General features: G+C 31.1%; 20 protein-coding genes. 6 read left to right on the forward strand and 14 right to left on the reverse strand.

Annotation, left to right across the window (positions count from 1 at the left end; translation table 11 throughout):
- Positions 1–17 precede the first annotated feature (17 nt).
- The 7 genes from G4D72_RS09720 to trmB form a co-directional block, all read right to left on the reverse strand.
- Positions 18–350, reverse strand: a complete 333-nt coding sequence (locus tag G4D72_RS09720; protein ID WP_166077491.1) for a 2Fe-2S iron-sulfur cluster-binding family protein — start codon at positions 348–350, stop codon at positions 18–20.
- 73 nt (positions 351–423) lie between these two features.
- Positions 424–1,482, reverse strand: a complete 1,059-nt coding sequence (locus G4D72_RS09725; RefSeq protein ID WP_166077492.1) for an NAD(P)/FAD-dependent oxidoreductase — start codon at positions 1,480–1,482, stop codon at positions 424–426.
- A gap of 112 nt (positions 1,483–1,594) precedes the next feature.
- Positions 1,595–1,834 carry a NifU family protein gene (locus G4D72_RS09730; protein ID WP_166077493.1) on the reverse strand — a complete coding sequence of 80 codons (240 nt, stop codon included), beginning with the start codon at positions 1,832–1,834 and terminating at the stop codon, positions 1,595–1,597.
- Between the two features lie 96 nt (positions 1,835–1,930).
- Entirely contained in the window at positions 1,931–3,067 is a 1,137-nt protein-coding gene (locus G4D72_RS09735; RefSeq protein ID WP_166077494.1) for an Mrp/NBP35 family ATP-binding protein, read from the reverse strand.
- 239 nt (positions 3,068–3,306) lie between these two features.
- Complete coding sequence (locus G4D72_RS09740; protein WP_166077551.1) at positions 3,307–3,627, reverse strand: MGMT family protein; 321 nt, start codon at positions 3,625–3,627, stop codon at positions 3,307–3,309.
- 174 nt (positions 3,628–3,801) lie between these two features.
- Positions 3,802–4,437, reverse strand: coding sequence for a LysE family transporter (locus G4D72_RS09745; protein ID WP_166077495.1), 636 nt, complete (start codon positions 4,435–4,437; stop codon positions 3,802–3,804).
- Positions 4,437–5,111 (reverse strand): tRNA (guanosine(46)-N7)-methyltransferase TrmB, encoded by a 675-nt coding sequence (gene trmB, locus G4D72_RS09750; protein WP_166077496.1) that lies wholly within the window; start codon positions 5,109–5,111, stop codon positions 4,437–4,439. The genes G4D72_RS09745 and trmB overlap by 1 nt, the downstream gene beginning before the upstream one ends.
- 108 nt (positions 5,112–5,219) lie before the next feature.
- On the opposite strand from trmB, the gene G4D72_RS09755 reads away from it, so the two are divergent.
- Positions 5,220–6,281 carry a glycosyltransferase gene (locus tag G4D72_RS09755; RefSeq protein WP_166077497.1) on the forward strand — a complete coding sequence of 354 codons (1,062 nt, stop codon included), beginning with the start codon at positions 5,220–5,222 and terminating at the stop codon, positions 6,279–6,281.
- Here the strand turns inward: G4D72_RS09755 and G4D72_RS09760 are convergent.
- Both G4D72_RS09760 and G4D72_RS09765 read right to left on the reverse strand, forming a co-directional pair.
- The gene (locus tag G4D72_RS09760; RefSeq protein WP_166077498.1) at positions 6,255–7,301 is read right to left on the reverse strand and encodes a sensor histidine kinase; all 1,047 of its coding nucleotides are present in this window, start codon (positions 7,299–7,301) and stop codon (positions 6,255–6,257) included. The two genes, G4D72_RS09755 and G4D72_RS09760, sit on opposite strands and share 27 nt — an antisense overlap.
- Positions 7,291–7,986: a response regulator transcription factor gene (locus tag G4D72_RS09765; protein WP_166077499.1), complete on the reverse strand. Its 696-nt coding sequence runs from the start codon at positions 7,984–7,986 to the stop codon at positions 7,291–7,293. The genes G4D72_RS09760 and G4D72_RS09765 overlap by 11 nt, the downstream gene beginning before the upstream one ends.
- 181 nt (positions 7,987–8,167) lie before the next feature.
- Here G4D72_RS09765 and G4D72_RS09770 point away from each other — a divergent pair, with 181 nt between their 5' ends.
- The 3 genes from G4D72_RS09770 to G4D72_RS09780 all read left to right on the forward strand — a co-directional run bounded on the left by G4D72_RS09770 (position 8,168) and on the right by G4D72_RS09780 (position 12,766).
- Positions 8,168–10,945, forward strand: a complete 2,778-nt coding sequence (locus tag G4D72_RS09770; RefSeq protein WP_166077500.1) for a TonB-dependent receptor — start codon at positions 8,168–8,170, stop codon at positions 10,943–10,945.
- Positions 10,946–11,090: 145 nt separating this feature from the next.
- Positions 11,091–12,263 carry a hypothetical protein gene (locus tag G4D72_RS09775; protein ID WP_166077501.1) on the forward strand — a complete coding sequence of 391 codons (1,173 nt, stop codon included), beginning with the start codon at positions 11,091–11,093 and terminating at the stop codon, positions 12,261–12,263.
- 152 nt (positions 12,264–12,415) lie between these two features.
- Positions 12,416–12,766: a toxin-antitoxin system YwqK family antitoxin gene (locus tag G4D72_RS09780; RefSeq protein ID WP_166077502.1), complete on the forward strand. Its 351-nt coding sequence runs from the start codon at positions 12,416–12,418 to the stop codon at positions 12,764–12,766.
- 53 nt (positions 12,767–12,819) lie between these two features.
- On the opposite strand, the gene G4D72_RS09785 is transcribed toward G4D72_RS09780, so the two are convergent.
- Genes G4D72_RS09785 through G4D72_RS09800 form a run of 4 tightly spaced genes read right to left on the reverse strand, consistent with a single transcriptional unit; the run spans position 12,820 to position 15,789 of the window.
- Positions 12,820–13,533 carry a 3'-5' exonuclease gene (locus tag G4D72_RS09785; protein WP_166077503.1) on the reverse strand — a complete coding sequence of 238 codons (714 nt, stop codon included), beginning with the start codon at positions 13,531–13,533 and terminating at the stop codon, positions 12,820–12,822.
- A gap of 19 nt (positions 13,534–13,552) precedes the next feature.
- Entirely contained in the window at positions 13,553–14,710 is a 1,158-nt protein-coding gene (locus G4D72_RS09790; protein WP_166077504.1) for a serine hydrolase domain-containing protein, read from the reverse strand.
- Positions 14,711–14,743: 33 nt separating this feature from the next.
- Entirely contained in the window at positions 14,744–15,217 is a 474-nt protein-coding gene (locus G4D72_RS09795; RefSeq protein WP_166077505.1) for a methylated-DNA--[protein]-cysteine S-methyltransferase, read from the reverse strand.
- A gap of 56 nt (positions 15,218–15,273) precedes the next feature.
- Positions 15,274–15,789, reverse strand: a complete 516-nt coding sequence (locus G4D72_RS09800; RefSeq protein ID WP_166077506.1) for a DUF1573 domain-containing protein — start codon at positions 15,787–15,789, stop codon at positions 15,274–15,276.
- 159 nt (positions 15,790–15,948) lie between these two features.
- On the opposite strand from G4D72_RS09800, the gene G4D72_RS09805 reads away from it, so the two are divergent.
- Both G4D72_RS09805 and G4D72_RS09810 read left to right on the forward strand, forming a co-directional pair.
- On the forward strand, positions 15,949–17,220 hold the full coding sequence (locus G4D72_RS09805; protein WP_166077508.1) for a sensor histidine kinase: 1,272 nt from the start codon (positions 15,949–15,951) through the stop codon (positions 17,218–17,220).
- Positions 17,213–17,896: a response regulator transcription factor gene (locus G4D72_RS09810; protein ID WP_166077509.1), complete on the forward strand. Its 684-nt coding sequence runs from the start codon at positions 17,213–17,215 to the stop codon at positions 17,894–17,896. The genes G4D72_RS09805 and G4D72_RS09810 overlap by 8 nt, the downstream gene beginning before the upstream one ends.
- Positions 17,897–17,902: 6 nt before the next feature.
- On the opposite strand, the gene G4D72_RS09815 is transcribed toward G4D72_RS09810, so the two are convergent.
- Positions 17,903–18,670: a T9SS type A sorting domain-containing protein gene (locus tag G4D72_RS09815; RefSeq protein WP_166077510.1), complete on the reverse strand. Its 768-nt coding sequence runs from the start codon at positions 18,668–18,670 to the stop codon at positions 17,903–17,905.
- Positions 18,671–18,825: the final 155 nt, after the last annotated feature.

Genomic DNA, 18,825 nt, shown 5'->3' on the forward strand with positions numbered 1-18,825 from the left:
ATAAAGTTAAGTTTCAGTTATTGTTCAGGAGCGATTTCTAATTCCAAACCTTCTAAATCTTCAGATATATGAATTTGACAACCTAAACGACTGTTATCTTTTACGTGATAGGCATCCGCTAACATGGCTTCTTCATCATCGTTTCTTTCGGTTTGTAAAACATCGTTTAATAGATAACATTGACAAGAAGCACACATGGCCATTCCGCCACAAACTCCAATAGTTCCTTCTTCAGCTAATTCATACGAACGGATTAATTCCATCACATTCATATTCATATCTGTTGGCGCCTGAACTTCGTGTTTTACTCCGTTTCTGTCGGTAATAAAAATGGTTACGTCTTGTGGCATTTTTAGTTTCAAGTTAGAGGTTTCAAGTTAGAGGTTCGCTTAATGAAACCTCAAACTTGAAACAAAATTATATTTAATCTATAGCTTTTACAACTGCTTTTTCAGCTTCTTTTCTGGTTCCATCAAAACCATCTACTCCTGAAACCGTGGTATATTTCAACACATAACGTTTTCCAGGATTGATTCTGTTATATACACTTTGGCACATTAAAGTAGCTTCGTGAAAACCACATAAAATTAATTTTAATTTTCCTGGATAGGTATTCACATCGCCAATCGCGTATATTCCATCAATATTCGTTTGATAATCTAAAGCGTTGTTGACTTTGATTGCGTTTTTTTCAATTTCTAATCCCCAATTAGCAATAGCGCCTAATTTTGGAGTTAGTCCGAAAAGTGGAATGAAATAATCTGTTGGGATATTCATGCGCGCACCATTCATTTCAATATCTAACGATTCGATTCTTTCGTTTCCTTTGAAACCAACAACTTCTGCAGGAGTTATTAATTTTATTTTTCCTGCAGACTTTAATTCTTGTACTTTTTCTACAGAATCTAAAGCGCCACGAAATTCGTTTCTTCTGTGGATTAGAGTTACTGATGCGGCTACATTTGAAAGGAAAATACTCCAATCTAAAGCAGAATCACCACCACCAGCAATTACGATATTTTTATTGCGATATTTTTCTGGATCTTTAACAAAATAATCGACACCTCTGTCTTCGTTTTCGTAAAACTCTATATCTTTTAAAATAGGTTTTCTTGGTTCGAAAGTTCCTAAACCTCCGGCAATTGCAATAGCTTTTGCTTTGTGTTTTGTGCCTTTATTTGTAGTCACAATAAAAGAACCATCTTCTAGTTTTTCAATAGTTTCCGCAGTTTCCGCCAAAGTAAAACCAGGTTGAAACTGTTTAATTTGTTCCATTAAATTGGTCACTAAATCACCAGCCAAAACCTCAGGATAACCTGGAATATCAAAAATAGGTTTTTTTGGATACAATTCTGCCAACTGTCCTCCAGGTTGAGGCAGTGCATCAATAATATGACATTTCAATTGTAATAATCCCGCTTCAAAAACAGCAAAAAGCCCAGTTGGACCTGCTCCAATTATTAGTATATCTGTTTCAATCATTCGTTAAGTTTTTGCCACTAACACGCCAAGGCGCGAAGTTTTTTTTAAATTTTATCCTACAAAGAAATTAATTTGTATGATATTTTATTATGACATTTATAAAGTAGAAAAATTAAGCAATGTTTTCTACAGTTTCGATTTGAGGAACGTACTTTTTGATTGTAGTTTCTACGCCAGCTTTCATCGTACTAATACTTAAACTACAACTTGTACAAGCTCCTTGTAAACGGACTTTTACGTGTTTTCCATCTAACACTTCCACCAATTCAATATCACCACCATCTGAGTTTAAAAAAGGACGAATTTCGCTTAATGCTTTCTCGATGTTTTCGTTTATTTCAATTTCTGTCATTTTTTCAATTTTCAATTGGACAATTATCAATATGCCAATTATTAATATTTTAATTTTCAATGTGTCAATTGGCACATTGAAAATTGGCTAATTGACTTATTTTTTAACCGCAGAACAACCTGCCATTGTTGTAATTTTTATGGCTTCAGTTGCTGGTAACGTTTCATTTCTTTTTACGGTTTCAGCCACCACATTTCTTGCTAATTCTTCGAAAACCGTTTCTAAGATTGTACCAGTTTGCATAGCTGCTGGTCTTCCATAATCTCCAGCTTCTCTGATACTTTGAACTAAAGGAACTTCACCTAAAAATGGCACTTCTAAATCTTCTGCTAAGTTTTTAGCACCTTCTTTTCCGAAAATATAGTATTTATTATCAGGAAGTTCTTCTGGAGTAAAATACGCCATATTCTCAATAATTCCCAATACTGGAACTTGAATCGCATCCGACATAAACATAGAAACTCCTTTTTTGGCATCTGCCAAAGCCACTGCTTGAGGTGTACTTACCACCACCGCACCAGTGATAGGTAATGATTGCATAATTGATAAATGAATATCACCTGTTCCTGGAGGTAAGTCTAATAGCATAAAATCTAATTCACCCCAATTGGCGTCAAAGATCATTTGATTTAAGGCTTTTGCTGCCATTGGTCCACGCCAAATAACAGCTTGATCTGGTTTCGTAAAAAATCCAATAGATAAAATCTCAACTCCATAACTTTGAACCGGTTGCATTTTCGATTTTCCATCAATTTCAACAGAGATAGGTTTTGCAGATTCTACATCAAACATAATTGGCATAGATGGTCCGTAAATATCGGCATCTAAAACACCCACTTTGAAACCCATTTTTGATAAAGCAACAGCTAAATTTGCGGTAATAGTAGATTTCCCTACTCCACCTTTTCCAGAAGAAACGGCAATAATGTTACTTATTCCAGGAATTTGCTTTCCTTTGATGGTATTAGCTTCTTCTTTAGTTGGCGCTTCTACTTTGATATTGACTTTAACCTTCGCCTCAGCATTTATTTTTTCTGCAATTACCTTTTTAATATCTGCTTCAGCACGATTTTTTATATGTAAAGCTGGTGTAGTTAAAACCACATCTACAACTACTTCATCACCAAAAGTAACCACGTTTTGTACCGCGCCACTTTCTACCATATTTTTGCCTTCACCTGCAATTGAAATGCTTTCTAAAGCGGTAAGAATTTCTTTTCTATCTAATTTCATTTCATTAAGAGTTATTAATTTTGGTATTCGATGCAACACTAATGAACATTTTCTATTTAATTTAAATGTCTTGTTAGCGTTTCATTTTTTAGTTTAAAAGGTATTAGATTAAAAGTTGTTTTGCTTTTATTTAAACTGAATATGAATTGCAAAGATAGTTTGAAAAACACAAATGACAAATGACAAATGATAAAAGTTTGTTAATGCTGGTATAAGGTTTGTTTATTGATAAATTAGTATTAAAAATCCGGTTCCCAAAAGTGTTTTTTGAAATCTACAATTTGATTGTCAACAACTTGTATGCCTTCACTTTCAAGTAATTGTTGCATTAAGTTGGTACCATCGAAATGGTGTTTACCGGTTAGTAGTCCTAAACGGTTTACTACTCTGTGTGCAGGAATATCATCATGTCCGTGAGAAGCATTCATCGCCCAGCCAACCATCCTTGCCGAACGACCAGCACCTAAAGCTTTAGCGATTGCGCCATAAGAGGTAACTTTGCCGAATGGAATTTGTCGGGCAACTTCGTACACACGTTCAAAAAAATTGTCTTCTTTTATTTTCATATGCAGATAAGTATTGTTTTTTATTTGTCATATGGTATCGCTTTAATTTTTTAGACTTATTACTCTAAACTAGATTTTTAACGATTTTAATAGATTTTTTTAATGACCGCAGATTCGCAGATTTTTAAATTGATTTTTTTTCAATCTGTGAATCTGTGGTTTTTAAATTTATTTATTCAAGTTATAAATCGTAAAAACAGCAATTAATCCTGTAATTATAGCAATAATAAAATTAATGTTTTTAATGAAAAAAGTTACTTTATGCTTAATTTTCCTAAACAAATAAGCATAACCCATAAACACAATAAAAGTACCTAAAGTAGTACCTAGTACAAAGGCAAATCCTACTAAATTGGTGAAAAAATCTTCAATAAAAGCTGATAAATATAAACTTACAAACGCATAATACGGAATTGGAAACACATTCAATCCTGAGATAAATATCCCGTGTAAAAAAGGTTTTAGTTTGCTTTTGGAAGATTTCTTTTTAATCTCTTCTTTCGAATCAATAAAATTCTGAATGCCTTTGCCTAAAAAAAAGATGGTTAATAGAATGAAAACGACACTTCCTACTAATTTTAAGTTTTGCATCACTTGTGGATGATTTTCTAAAAAAGTAGCAAAATAAAACCCTAAAATACTTTGTAAAAAAACCACTAAAATGGCTCCATTTATAAATCTTCTGGCTCTTTTTAGAGATTTTTTTACACTATAATTCGCAACAGTCATGTTCACGATTCCTGGTGGTAATACACCAACAAAAGAAAACAAAACTGCAAAAGCAAAAGCAAAAAGTACAGACACTATTTAATTTTAAACTGGATGTAAGTTATGGATTTATTTATTGCTAAATACTGACTTTCATAAAAAGTTTGAATACTAGTTACTTCTTCTGGAGCACCAGCGTTATTGTAAACATTATGATTAGAATATAAAACTTCATGACCTTCACCATGTAAAAGCCCTAAAGTATAACCGTGCATAAATTCGCTATCCGTTTTTAAATGCATCAAACCGTTAGGCTTCAATATTTTTTTATAATTCTGAAGAAATTCAGAGTTGGTCATACGGTGTTTGGTACGCTTGTATTTAATTTGCGGATCTGGAAAAGTAATCCAAATTTCATCCACTTCATTTTCTGCGAAGCAATGTTTAATTAGTTCAATTTGTGTACGAAGAAACCCCACATTTGTTAAACCGTTTTCTATAGCAGTTTTCGCACCACGCCAAAAACGAGCACCTTTAATATCTACTCCGATAAAGTTTTTATTTGGATATTTTTCGGCCAAACCCACTGAATATTCTCCTTTGCCACAACCTAATTCTAATACAATCGGATTGTTATTTTTAAAGAAATCGGTATTCCATTTTCCTTTTAAAGCTACACTATCACTAACCACTTCTTCTCTAGTTGGCTGAAACACATTTGAAAACGTTAGGTTTTCATTAAATCTTTTTAATTTATTTTTACTTCCCACAACAATTAATTTTATTATGCAAAAGTATAAAATTAAAGTTTCTATCTTTGTAAAAAAACTAATTCAAATATTTTCTTTTTCCCAAATTGAAAATATATCAACTCTCTTATGAATACCACTACAAATATACTTGTAGCTCCATTAAATTGGGGCTTAGGTCATGCATCACGTTGTATACCAATAATTTACGCGCTAAAAGAAAATAATTTTACCCCAATAATTGCTAGTGATGGAGCTTCATTACACTTATTAAAAAAAGAATTTCCTAACGATATTTTTGAAACTTTACCCAATTATAATATCGCATATTCTGAAAAAGGTAAGGATTTTAAATTTAAAATATTCAAACAACTGCCCAAATTATTTTTTGCAATTCGAAAAGAGAAGAAATTATTAGAGTTACTTATTAAAAAACATCAAATTTCAGGGATAATTTCAGATAACAGACCAGGTATTTTTTCAAGCAGTATTCCTTCTGTTTATCTTACACACCAAGTGAATGTTTTGTCTGGAAACACCAGTTGGATTTCGAGTAAATTTCATCAATATTTCATTAAAAAATACAAAGAATGTTGGGTTCCAGATGTTCCTGAAAATTTAAATTTAAGTGGTGTTTTGAGTCATGGCAAATCAAACTTAAAAAACATCAAATTCATTGGTCCGATTACACGATTTAAAAAAAGAAATCTATCAAAAAAATATGATTTATTGGTGGTATTATCTGGACCAGAACCTCAACGTACTTTATTAGAAGAAAAACTTCGAATAGAATTATCTGAATATAAAGGTTCTATACTTTTTGTAAAAGGATTAGTGGAAACGACACAAAAAAAAGCGATACAAAATAATTTTACATTTTACAATTATATGGAAGCGGATGAATTGGAAACTGTAATTCAAGAAAGTGAATATGTAATTTGTCGCTCTGGATATTCTTCTATTATGGATTTGGCTTTTTTAGGAACAAAAACCTTTTTAATTCCAACTCCAGGTCAATTTGAACAAGAATATTTAGCCAAAAAACTTAAGAAAGAAGGCAGCATACCAAGTTGTTCTCAGCATAAATTTACACTAGATAAAATACAAAAAATTGATATTTACACTGGATTTAGAAGGTACAATTACGAGAAAAATTGGGCAGAATTATTTACTTGTTTTAAGCGTAAATGAAAATTCTGAACCTAATTGAGGTGTACTTTGTACGAATATTTTTTCGTTGTGTGCTTCGATAATATGTTTTACAATTGCTAAACCTAAACCTGAACCGCCTTCTTCACGAGAGCCACTTTTATTTATTCTGAAAAAGCGTTCGAAAATTCGAGACAAATGTTGTGGTTCAATGCCATAGCCATTATCTTGGATGCGAATTAAAACTTTGTTTTTATTTATTTTTTCAATCGAAATTTCTGTAGTTCCGTTTTCTTTTCCGTATTTGATAGAATTCATAACTAAATTCGTTAAAACTTGTTGAATTTTGTCTTTATCGGCATAAACGGGAATTGGTCCAATGTACTTTTCATCGAACATTAAGATAATATTTTTAGCATCTGCTTTCATTTCAAGTAAATCGAACACATTCTGAATTTCAGTCAGTATGTCAAATTTTGTGACATCTAAATTCAAATCGCCGACTTCAAATTTAGAAATCATATCTAAATCTTGCACAATACTAATTAATCGTTCTACACCTTTAGAAGCGCGCTCGATATATTTAACCCGTAAGGTTTTGTCTTTTATTGCTCCACCATCGATAAGTGTATCTAGATAGCCTTGAACAGTAAAAAGAGGTGTTTTAAGCTCATGAGAAATATTACCTAAAAACTCTCTTCTATATTCTTCTCGAATGTTTAATGATTCGATTTCAATCTTTTTCTCTTTGGCAAAATTTCTTATGTCGTTAGTTAAAGAGGAAATATCTGTAGTTACGGTTTTGTTTTTTAAGGAAGTCGCGTCTAAAATAGAAACCTCATCATACAATTTTTTTATGCGCTTGTATATGAAAACCTCTACTCGATATTGAATTAAAAAAAAACTAAAAATAAAAAGTGTTACAGGAAAAGCAAAAAGAATAAATAAGGCAATGGTTTGAACAAAATAGCTATATAGCAACAAGCTGATTACAACAAATAGTGAGATATAAACAGATGATTTAAACGCAAATTTATATGACTTATTAAAGTTAATCGCCATTTAATTCAATTTTATAGCCCACACCTTTAATGGTTTTAAAAATATCTTCATCTATTTTTTCGCGAAGTTTTCGGATATGTACATCTATTGTACGACCGCCAACAATTACTTCATTTCCCCAAACTTTATCTAAAATTTCGGTTCTTGTAAATACTTTTCCTGGTTTAGAAGCTAATAAATACAACAATTCAAATTCTTTTCTTGGTAAAACGATTGTTACTCCGTCTTTAATAATTTTATATTCTTCTCTATTAATTTGTAAATTACCGACAGACAAGGTTTCAGAATTTTCAATTTCTTCCTCTTTTAATCTGCGTAACAAACCTTTTACTTTACTCACTAATAATTTTGGTTTGATAGGTTTCGCAATGTAATCGTCTGCTCCAACGTCAAAACCAGCCACTTGAGAATAATCCTCACTTCTAGCGGTTAAAAAAGTAATTATAGTATCTTTTAATTCGGGTATTTCTCTAATTCTTTCGCACGCTTCCATACCGTCCATTTCTGGCATCATAACGTCCATAATAATTAAATGCGGTTTAGTTTTCTGAGCTTGTTTTACGGCATCTTTTCCGTTTTCGGCTTTAAAAACCTGATATCCTGCTTGCTCAAGATTGTAACCAACAATTTCTAAAATGTCCGGTTCATCATCAACCAATAATATCTTTATGTCTCTTTTTTTCATACTGAATATAAAAGTAATTAATTTTTGTAAAATTATAGATAAAAACTAATAATAAAACTAGTTTACAATTATTTAATGCCTTAACACTAAATTAACAATATAGATACTAACAAATAACTTCTAAGTAACATTTACGTAATTAAGGTGGCGCTACTTTTGCATCAAAATAAACACAACCACAATGAAATTAAAATTTCTTTTTATTGGATTATTATTTTCAATAATCTCAGTTGCTCAAAATTCTGCCAAAATTAGTGGAATTATTACAGATAAAGATAGCAAACAACCTGTTAGTTTTGTTTCAGTATCTTTAAAAGGGTTAATGACTAACGCAGAGTCCGATTTAAATGGCGCTTATGAATTGACTACAAAACCTGGAACGTATACAGTTGTTTATGCTTTTATTGGATACAAAACGTTAGAAAAGCAAGTTACAGTTGCAGAAAATGAAACACTGAATTTAAATATAGAACTACAAGAAAATTCTAACAGTATAGAAGGAATTGTTATTACGGGTTCTACTAAAAAAACTACAGAAACGGCATTAATTAAAGAACAACAAAAAGCCGTTGAAATGAAACAAAGTATCGGTTCTCAAGAAATGGAGAGAAAAGGTATTAGTAATGTTGAAGAAGGTTTAACGAAAGTAACTGGAATTACAAAAGCGGAATCGAGAGGTTTATTCGTAAGAGGTTTAGAGAACAGATATAATAATTTATTAATTAACGACTTGCAGGCACCTTCTAACAGTCCGTTTAAAAAAATTATTCCATTAGACTTATTCCCAACAGATATTGTAGGCGTTTTAGGAGTATACAAAACATTCAATGTAAACATGCCTGGTGATTTTGCAGGAGCTACAATTAATGTAGAAACCGCTGAACCGCAAAGTTCACAAACGAAGTTAAGTATTGGTTTTAGTTATGTAACCAATAATAACGGTTCAGACTTTTTACTTTCTGAGTCGGCTAATAATAATGAAGGATTTTTCGGAATTCAAAAGAAATTCAGAACGATTCCAAGTGAGTATGGAAATGTAGGTAACGTTTCTCTTACCTCAACAGAGTATTTAAATGGTTATAAAAATAGTACTTGGAATGTTGATAAAGTTAGTGCACCAATTAACAATAGCATTAGCTTCACGCATTCAGATAAATTTAAATTTAAAAATAGCCGTTCTTTCTCTTATTTATTATCCTTAAATTGGGACAACAGATACCAATTTAGAGAAGGAGTTGATAGAAACTTTATTGAAGGTGGAACAGAATACAGAAATAACTTTATAAAAAGTTCTTACAGCTATTCAACTAGTACCTCGGCTTTAGTTGGATTAAAATACAAATCAGATAGATTTCAAATCGCAACAAATTCAATGTTTTTGAGAACTACAGAAAATTTAATTGAAGATCAATTTGGTGTTTCTGAAAATCAAAAAAGCATAACAAATAGATTAATCCGATTGAATCAGTTTGAACAATCCGATTATTTCAACAATCAATTAGCAACAAGCTATAAATTAACTTCAGACAACAAACACAGTATTAAAGGTGGAATTTCTTATGTAAAAACTATTTACGAATTACCTGATAGAAAATTTTTAGTTGGTTTATTAAATGACAATGTGTTTTCGAATTCATATGGTGGAAACACTTTAAATCGTCAGCACTTTAGAATTAAAGGAAATTATTTCATGAGTGGTTTTGCAGAATACAACTTTAACTTTGGTAAAGAAGTAGATGGAAAAACAAATAAATTGTCGTTAGGATTTAATTCTTTTAGAAACAACTTAAGTGCTACTTACAGATTATTTGCAACTGGTTCTGTTAATGGTGGGTTACAAACAAACACGAATATTAACGATATCAACGCTCAAATTTTAGCTGATGTTGAAAATGGTTTGATTAGAGAAAGAGAAGAATCAAACGTATCGTACAAACAAAAATTAGATCAATTTGTAAACGCTGGTTATGCCAACCTTTTATTTAATATCAATGAAAAATTTGAAATTAATGGAGGACTTAGATTAGAAGCATCAAACAGAATCTTAAAATATAGAGAATTAAACAATCCTTTAACTACAGAGTTTAGCGATCCTTATATTAAAGATGAAGTGACAAAAAATTATTTTTTACCAGCTATTAACACAAAATACAAATTAAATAGTAAATCGAACTTAAGATTTGCGGCTTCTCAAACTATTACAAGACCTGTTTTAATGGAATTATTACCTGTTCAGCTAGTAAATCCTGACGGAACAGTAACTTTAGGAAATAAAGATTTATTAGACACTCAAAACTTCAATGCTGATTTAAAATATGAGTTTTTCTCAGACAAAAAAGACATGTTTGCAGTTGGTGTTTATGCAAAAAACATTAAAGATCCCATCGAAAGAATCTTTGTAGCCAGTTCTTCTCTATTAACAACTTATGATAATTCTAAAGTAGCTAATTTATTTGGAGCAGAGTTTGAGTTTATTTTTAATATGGAAAATGTATCTCAAAATTTAGAAAACTTATCGGTAGGTTTCAACACTTCGATCATGAAAACAGAAGTTGAAATTTCTGAAAAAAATGAATTAGAAAACAATCCTACAAGAGAGTTACAAGGTGCGTCTAACTGGGTAATTAACGCCGATGCAAAATACGAATTTAAATTAGGGAAAGATATTAAAAACACTCTTTCATTAGTTTATGGCGTTAAAGGTAAAAACATCTATTCTGTTGGAACAGCTGGGTTAGATCATATTTATGAATTACCATTCCACAAATTAGATTTTGTATACTCAAGTAAATTAACGAAAAAATTAAGTGCAAAATTTTCTGCAGACAATATATTAAATCCTTATCAAAGATTTGAGTTGGGTCCGAATAACAAAAACGGTATTGAAGAAGCTTCATTGGTAACCCAAGAATATAAAAAAGGCGTGGGTCTGAGTTTAAGTTTAAGCTATGCGTTTTAATCAAATAATCCTGCTTCGGCAGGATTATTTATTTACAAAGAATTTACATTCATAAAAAACCTTAAAATTTTATTAATATTTGGTTAACTCAATAGTTATTCCACCTCTATAGATTTGCATAACAAAAATTTAAAAAACACACACAATGAAAAAATTAATTTTAAGCTTATCCGTATTAAGTTTGTTATTCGTAAGTTGTTCTGAAGATAATGATGAAACAGTAGCAACTCCAAAAGCACCAGTTGTAGGAGAAATTACAGGTGATATTACAACAAATAGAAATCTTGCATTTGGAAACTATACTTTAAAAGGTATCGTAAAAATTAAATCTGGAGCTACGGTTACAATAGAGGCAGGTTCTAAATTCACTGCAACATTATCAGATGGAACAATTGATGCTTTAGTTGTTGAAAATGGTGGAAAATTAATCATTAACGGAACTGCTGCAGAACCAGTAGTATTTACCGAAAGTTCTGAAACTCCAGGATCATGGGGTGGAATCATCATGTATGGAGATGCTCCAATTGTTGCAGTAGGTGGTGTAACAACAGCTACTTCTGAAGACGGTTTAGCAAATCCTTATGGAGGAACTAACGAAACACACAATGGTGGATCATTAAAATATGTTCGTGTAGAATATGCCGGAAAGAAAATTACTGATGGTACTTCTGAAATGAATGGTTTCTCATTCTATTCAGTTGGTTCAGGAACAGTTTTAGAAAACTTAGTAGCTTACAAAGGTGCTGATGATGGTTTCGAATTTTACGGTGGAACAGTAAACTTAATTAACGCTATTTCTTACGGAAACTTTGACGATTCTTTCGACTGGCAAGATGGTTGGAAAGGACAATTAAGTACTAATTGGTATGCGTATCAAACAGGAACAGGTAATTTCGGAATGGAAATTGAATCTAAAAACAACAACAATAATTTCTGGCCAAAAGTAACAAATATTACTTTAAAAAGAGCTGCAGGTACTTTAACTGAAAACAATTCAGCTGAATATGATGCAATACAATTTAAAAACCAAGGTAACGGTGATTATTCAAACATTTTAATTGAAGGTTACACAACTAACGCAAATGCAGTAGCTGTAAGAATTCAAGATGTGAATACGAACAACAACCAAGTTAACGCTAGTAAAATTAAACTTACTAATGTTAAAATTAACGGAACAACTCCTCAATTTGGTGGAACTTCTACGGTAACTACCGTTGCTTTTCCAGCAGGTCAGTATACTACTTCAACAACTTCTACTGGAGCAAATTTAACTAACGGAGCTTGGTCAACTGTAGGTGGTAGTTCATTATTACAATAAGAAAAAACTTAAATTTATAGAAAAAGCGGTCTTGTACAGATCGCTTTTTTTATGTTAAATTTTTCAATGTTACGAAATTGTTAAGTTTATGTTTGGTAATTGTAAAAATAATTTGTAGTTTTACTTTATTATTAATCGTAACACCCGTCACAATGAAAAATTTAGCTCTAATCTTCGGTTTATTTATATTTACAGCTTTTGGTTTTGCACAAGAAACACAACCAGTTGGCGAACAAATTTCAGAAAACACAATAAAAGTAACCTATTTCCATTCAAACGGAAAAATAATGCACCAAGGAAACTATGTAGATGGAAAAACTGATGGTTTATGGAAATCATACGATGAAGCAGGGAACTTAATTGCAGAAGGTTCATTCGAACAAGGCAAAAAAGTAGGACTTTGGAATTTTTACAGTACAAAAGCACTTAACGCAGTAGTTTATAATGAAAATGCAGTAGCTGATGTTAAAAGATTTAGTACAAATGCTTTAGCAGAAAAATAAATAAAACAATTGTTTTCATTAAAAAACCACGTTTTCACGTGGTTTTTTTGTTGTTATACTTTTAAAATTTCATCATCGGTTAAGAGTTTCTGTAGCTTTAATTTTAAAATAATCTGTGCTACTGCAATAACATCTTTTTCACAATAAATGGCAATTCTGTCGATGTCTTTGTCTTTATAAAAAACTTTAGCTACCTCACTCCCATCAATATCGTCTTTTGGAGAAGGTACGCCTAGTACTTTTGTAAGTAACTTTAAAGAAGTAAAATGTTTATAATCGCCAAATTTCCATAATTCTAAAGTATCTAAATGTGGGACTTCCCAAGGTTTTTTCCCCATTAAATTTAGTTTTGAAGGAATTTTAATTCCATGAATTAACATTCTTCTGGCAATAAATGGAAAATCGAATTCTTTTACATTATGGCCACACATTAAATGATGCGGCAAACTAAAATGATTTGTCACTAAGTTAGAGAAATCAATCAACAAACGTTCTTCATCACCTTGAAATGTGGTCACTCTAAATTGTCTTTCTCCTTGTTTCTGAGTAAAATATCCCACAGATATGCAAATAATTTTTCCAAATTCGGCCCAAATCCCAGCTCTTTCATAAAAAGCTTCTGGTGGAACTTCATCCTTTCTTTGGTATTGTGTTTTGTGAGCAAATAACTCTTGAAAATCTTGATCTAAATCACTAAAATTTTCAACTTCTGGAACGGTTTCAATATCTAAAAACAAGATATTTTCTAAATTAATGGCGTGTAACATAAAATGGTATTTTTAATTATTATTTATTCTTATTCATCATTTTGTAGGCTTCTTCAATATAAACATATAAATCATTACTATGAGGGTCTGTGTTGGTTTGTAGGCCTTTAATGTGACCTAAACGTACAATGATAACATCATCTTCTGGAATAACAATTACAAACTGACCTAAATGACCGCGCATGTAAAAGATTTTTTTGCCTTTTATAGTATGCAACCACCAACCATAACCATATTCCGGACTATCAGCAAATCTTGGCTGTAACGATTTAGCTACAAAAGCACTATCTAAAATTTGTTTGCCATTCCATTTTCCGTTTTGTTTGTATAACTTTCCAAAACGCGCAAAATCTCTAGCGTTACTAGCGATGCAACAATAAGCTTTTTCAATTCCTGTATCGGCTTCATCTAACTGCCAAAGCGCTTCGTTTTCTGCACCCATAGGTTTCCAAAAACTATCTGAAACATAATTTGATAAATATTTTCCTGTTGCTTTTTCAATACACATGGCTAACAATTGAGTAGTACCACTTAAATATTCGAACTGCTGACCCGGTTTCTTTTTGATTTCTAAATTTAGAATTATATCTTTCAAATTGTCATCAAAATAAGCTCTTGTAACTATAGATAATGGACTGTAATATTTTTCGTCCCAACTTAAACCAGATGACATCGTAGACAAATCGCCTACAGTAACTTCATTGGCGTATTTTCCTTTTAGTTCAGGAAAAAAATCTATCACTTTCTGATCTAAACTTTTAATTTTTCCATCCATAATCGCTTTTCCTAAAGCTGCTGAAACGACACTTTTAGCTACAGAAAACGAGTTTGATTTGGAGTTTTTATTAAAACCATCAAAATAACTTTCATGCCAAATACTATCGTTTTTGATAATTAAATAAGCAATAGTTTGTAAGTCTTTATGCGTTTTATTTAAAATTTCCGTAGCTGGAACAGTGTTATACGCTTTTGAAATGGGCCAAGGCTGAGCGATCCCTTTTTTTATGGCACGATTTGGGAATTCTCTATAATCTTCTAAAAAAGCCGTTGTATAGCCTTTTAAATAGATGGTTCTGACAGCGCGAAGTAAATAATCAACATCAAAAATATACATCAAAATAATGATGCTACTAAAGCTAATTAAAAACCATTTGAAGAATTTTTTAAGAAATTTCATGAATAAAAGAATTTAATAGCAAGATAAGAAATTTTAAAACAAACTTTGTTGTTTCACAGGATTTTCATGATCAAGCAACCATTTTTTTCGCCACAAACCACCTGCATAACCCGTTAAAGAACCATCAGAACCTATTACTCGGTGACAAGGAACAACTATCCAAAGTGGGTTTTTACCATTGGCATTTGCCACAGCACGAATAGCTTTTGGATCGCCTAATGTTTTGGTTATTTCCTGATAAGAAATCGTTTTCCCGAAAGGAATTTTTAGCAACTCCTGCCAAACTTTCTGCTGAAATTCCGTACCTGATGGATTCATTTTAAACTGAAAATCGGTACGATGGCCATCGAAATACTCTTTTAATTGCTGTACAACTTCCGTAAACATACTAGGAATTGTATCAGACTTTACAACTTCCTCAGAAGTAATCGAAATTTTAGAAATTCCTTTTTCATCTCCTTCAATCAACACGAATCCTAGCGGACTATTTATTACAACTTTTTCCATAAAAAAATCCCGATAAGATAAACTTATCGGGATTAAATATAGAAAAAAAATTGTTATTATTTCGATGGTGCTACAACAGCAGGAGCATCATTTGTTTTAACTGTTCCTTTAATTGTAATGATTTTTGGAGCAGCATTTTCTTCACTTGTCATAACTGTTACTGTTTTATGGAAAGCCCCACCAGAAGCAGCATTATAAGTAGCTGTAACTGTTCCTTTTTCTCCTGGTTTTACAGCCGTTTTTGTATAGTTAGTAGCTGTACAACCACAAGATGCCTTAACATTTGTTAAAGTAATATCTTTGTTAGTTGTGTTAGTAAAAGTAAATTCATATGAAACTGGTTTCCCTTGTTCGATAGTACCAAATTCATGAGTTTCTTTATCCCATTTTAATAAAGAAGGAGTTTGTGGTGCAGCTGGAGTAGCTGGTGCGGCTGGAGCTGCTACTGGAGCTGGCGCCTGCATAGGAGTTACAGTCACAGCTTTGTTAACACCAGAACGTTTCGCTTTTGTTTGTGCAAATGACACTGAAGAAACTAATAAAGCAAATGCAAATAATTTTACTGTTTTCATAAGTATTGATTTTTTAAAATTTTAAATTTTTTGATATAGCAAATGTATTTATTTTTTTGTTTACTACTGTTAATCAGTTATATTTATTGTGTTAATGACTTGTTAATGATTCCTTTTGCATAAAAAATTGTAGTAATATCGTTGAAAATTATACAAAAAATGAAACTTTCTAAATTTAATATAGTCATCATAATTGGCTTCCTCGCTATTGTTGGGGTGATTATTATGCAATTATTTATAATAAACAACGCACACAAATTAGCCAAAAAAGATACGGAAGACAAAATATTTTTTGCTTTACAAGACGTTTTAGAAAAATTGTATAAAGACAATCAAACTGGATTATTAGTGGCTAATCAGGTAGAAAAAGTATCTGGAAATTACTTTACAGTAAATGTTAACTATGAATTTGAAAACACCATTTTAGAACACTATTTAATTTCTGAATTTCAAAAAAATAATTTAGATGTAGATTTCGAATATGCCATTTACAATTGTACCTCAGATCAGATGGCGTTTAGCAATCACATTAACAGTAATGGTAAAAAAGAACCCATAAAATGTCCAACATGTTTTACCAAAAACCCAGAATACACCTATTATTTTGCCATTAGATTTCCAGATATTGAACAAAATTATTTTAAAAATCTAAATCAATATTGGATTTTTACCACGGTTTTATTTTTGGTTTTAATCATTTATGTATACTCGGTAGTTTTAATGCTAAAACAAAAAAAATATACCGAACTACAGAAAGATTTTATTAATAATATGTCGCATGAATTTAAAACGCCCTTAGCTTCTATTTTAATTGCTTCGAATTATGTGAAACAGCAAAGCGAAATTAAAGAAAACACAAAACTGATGAAATACAATCAAATTATTGTAAATCAGACTAATAAACTCAACGAACATATTGAAAAAATCTTGTATGTAGCCAAAACGGAAAGCAAACAAATGTTAATTGACAAAACGAAATTCGAAATCAAACCTGTTTTAGATTTAGTAAAAGATAATATTCTTTTAAAATATGATAAAAAAATAGACATCGAAATTAACGTTGCAAAACCATTTCAAATTACTGCAGACGAATTTCACATGTATAACATTCTGTTTAATTTAGTTGACAATGCAGTAAAATATTCTGAATCTTCACCGAAAATTGAAATTAATGTAACTCAAAGTCACCAACAACTTTCCATACAAATTAAAGATAATGGTTGCGGAATTCCGGCAAAAGATTTACCTTTCGTTTTCGATAAATTTTACAGAGTTTCAAGAAAAGACATCACCAATATTGAAGGTTTTGGAATAGGTTTGTCGTATGTGAAAAAGATTTGCGATTTGCACCATTGGAAAATTGCTATTGCCAATAACATAGAAAAAGGAGTAACAGTTACCATCTTAATTAATTCAAAAGAATATGTCTAAGAAGAAAGTTTTATATATTGAAGACGAAGAAACCTTAGCGTTTTTAACTTCTGATAATTTAGAGCAACATTTTGATGTAGTACATTGCACAAATGGTAAAATAGGTTTAGAAACATTCTGCAAAAATCCATTTGATATTGTAGTAACGGATATTATGATGCCAGAAATGGACGGATTCGAATTAGCCACCGAAATTAGAAAACGCAACCAAGAAATTCCAATTATTTTTTTGTCGGCAAAAACGATGAAAGAAGACCGCATTAAAGGTTTGAAATTAGGTGCTGATGATTATTTAGTGAAACCCTACTCTATTGAAGAATTGATTTTAAAAATTGAAGTCTTTTTACACCGTAGTCAGAAAAACACTGAAAAAACTGTCAAACAGTATGAATTTGCTGGATTTGTTTTCGAGCCCGAAAATTATTTAATTAAAAATGAAAGCACAAAAACCACACTTACTGAACGAGAAGCACAATTATTAAAACTCTTTTTAGACAATCCGAATACGGTTTTAAAACGCGAAAAAATACTTATGGAACTTTGGGGTTCAGACGATTATTTTTTAGGGAGAAGTTTAGATGTTTTTATTTCTCGATTGCGTAAAATTTTCAAAGAAACACCGAATTTAACTATTGAAAATATTCCGCGAGTTGGGTTTAAATGGGTAAGTGAATAGGAAAATTTAATGAAGTAACAATTTCTTCGAAGAAACACCCGAAATGTTATAAGCATTCACCACATAAACGCCTTTTGAAAACGCATTCATATCAAATGAAACTTCATTCTGTGAACAAGTCAATTCTGCCATTTTTTTACCATTGATGTTGTATACTTCTACTTTTTGAAGAGCTTGCGGACTAACAATTGTCACCCAATTAGATTCAGAAACAACTGTTGAAAAAGTAGTTGTGGACTCAAACGTTGAAACATCTAGTAAAATTGAAGTGTTAGAAAAGGCTAATGTAAAGCGATTTTCATGCAATCCTGAATTTAAAAAAATCTCAAAAATTCCGTTTTTTATATCGTGATATGAATTGGTAACATTATCATGAACGTAAAAATTCTGACTACTTGAAAACCCTTCAAAAGAATTTACTTTAATTTTTATTATGCCCGTTTGATTGGTTAAAATTCCCAACGGAAAAGTTAAAGCGGAATCATAATAACCCACACCTTGAATGATTAATTTATGAGTATTGGTTTTAAAATAAAACTGATTTGGAGTATTATTCGGACATTCCGCATCGTAACCAGGATCAAATCCGTTAGTGGCCATATCGTTCATAAACCCAAGTAAAATCTGACTTTCGTACAAATTTGGAGTTTGATAATCTAAACGAACTGTTTTAATAGATTCATCTAAAATAGCAGCGTTAATAGTTTCCGAATAAGAAAAATTAAAACAAAAAAAGGAAAACAATAAAAAACTAAAAAAATTAATCTTATTCATAAATAATATTTTAACAACACCATCAATACAACAACACTAGCTTGTAACTGCCTGATTGCCTGTTAACAAATATATATTTAAAATAAACGTTTTGTAATGTAGAAGTAATTTTTACGAAAAATAAAGAAATTGATAGCTTTTGCTAAAAATTCAAT

The organism is Flavobacterium difficile (assembly GCF_011392115.1).
GTDB lineage: Bacteria > Bacteroidota > Bacteroidia > Flavobacteriales > Flavobacteriaceae > Flavobacterium > Flavobacterium difficile.

Coding starts and splice junctions, on each gene's coding strand:
- G4D72_RS09720 (WP_166077491.1), bottom strand. CDS start 350: ATGCCACAAGACGTAACCATTTTTATTACCGACAGAAACGGAGTAAAA.
- G4D72_RS09735 (WP_166077494.1), bottom strand. CDS start 3,067: ATGAAATTAGATAGAAAAGAAATTCTTACCGCTTTAGAAAGCATTTCA.
- G4D72_RS09780 (WP_166077502.1), top strand. CDS start 12,416: ATGAAAAATTTAGCTCTAATCTTCGGTTTATTTATATTTACAGCTTTT.
- G4D72_RS09790 (WP_166077504.1), bottom strand. CDS start 14,710: ATGAAATTTCTTAAAAAATTCTTCAAATGGTTTTTAATTAGCTTTAGT.
- G4D72_RS09765 (WP_166077499.1), bottom strand. CDS start 7,986: ATGAAAAAAAGAGACATAAAGATATTATTGGTTGATGATGAACCGGAC.
- G4D72_RS09805 (WP_166077508.1), top strand. CDS start 15,949: ATGAAACTTTCTAAATTTAATATAGTCATCATAATTGGCTTCCTCGCT.
- G4D72_RS09815 (WP_166077510.1), bottom strand. CDS start 18,670: ATGAATAAGATTAATTTTTTTAGTTTTTTATTGTTTTCCTTTTTTTGT.
- G4D72_RS09725 (WP_166077492.1), bottom strand. CDS start 1,482: ATGATTGAAACAGATATACTAATAATTGGAGCAGGTCCAACTGGGCTT.
- G4D72_RS09795 (WP_166077505.1), bottom strand. CDS start 15,217: ATGGAAAAAGTTGTAATAAATAGTCCGCTAGGATTCGTGTTGATTGAA.
- G4D72_RS09760 (WP_166077498.1), bottom strand. CDS start 7,301: ATGGCGATTAACTTTAATAAGTCATATAAATTTGCGTTTAAATCATCT.
- G4D72_RS09770 (WP_166077500.1), top strand. CDS start 8,168: ATGAAATTAAAATTTCTTTTTATTGGATTATTATTTTCAATAATCTCA.
- G4D72_RS09775 (WP_166077501.1), top strand. CDS start 11,091: ATGAAAAAATTAATTTTAAGCTTATCCGTATTAAGTTTGTTATTCGTA.
- G4D72_RS09810 (WP_166077509.1), top strand. CDS start 17,213: ATGTCTAAGAAGAAAGTTTTATATATTGAAGACGAAGAAACCTTAGCG.
- G4D72_RS09755 (WP_166077497.1), top strand. CDS start 5,220: ATGAATACCACTACAAATATACTTGTAGCTCCATTAAATTGGGGCTTA.
- G4D72_RS09800 (WP_166077506.1), bottom strand. CDS start 15,789: ATGAAAACAGTAAAATTATTTGCATTTGCTTTATTAGTTTCTTCAGTG.
- G4D72_RS09785 (WP_166077503.1), bottom strand. CDS start 13,533: ATGTTACACGCCATTAATTTAGAAAATATCTTGTTTTTAGATATTGAA.
- G4D72_RS09730 (WP_166077493.1), bottom strand. CDS start 1,834: ATGACAGAAATTGAAATAAACGAAAACATCGAGAAAGCATTAAGCGAA.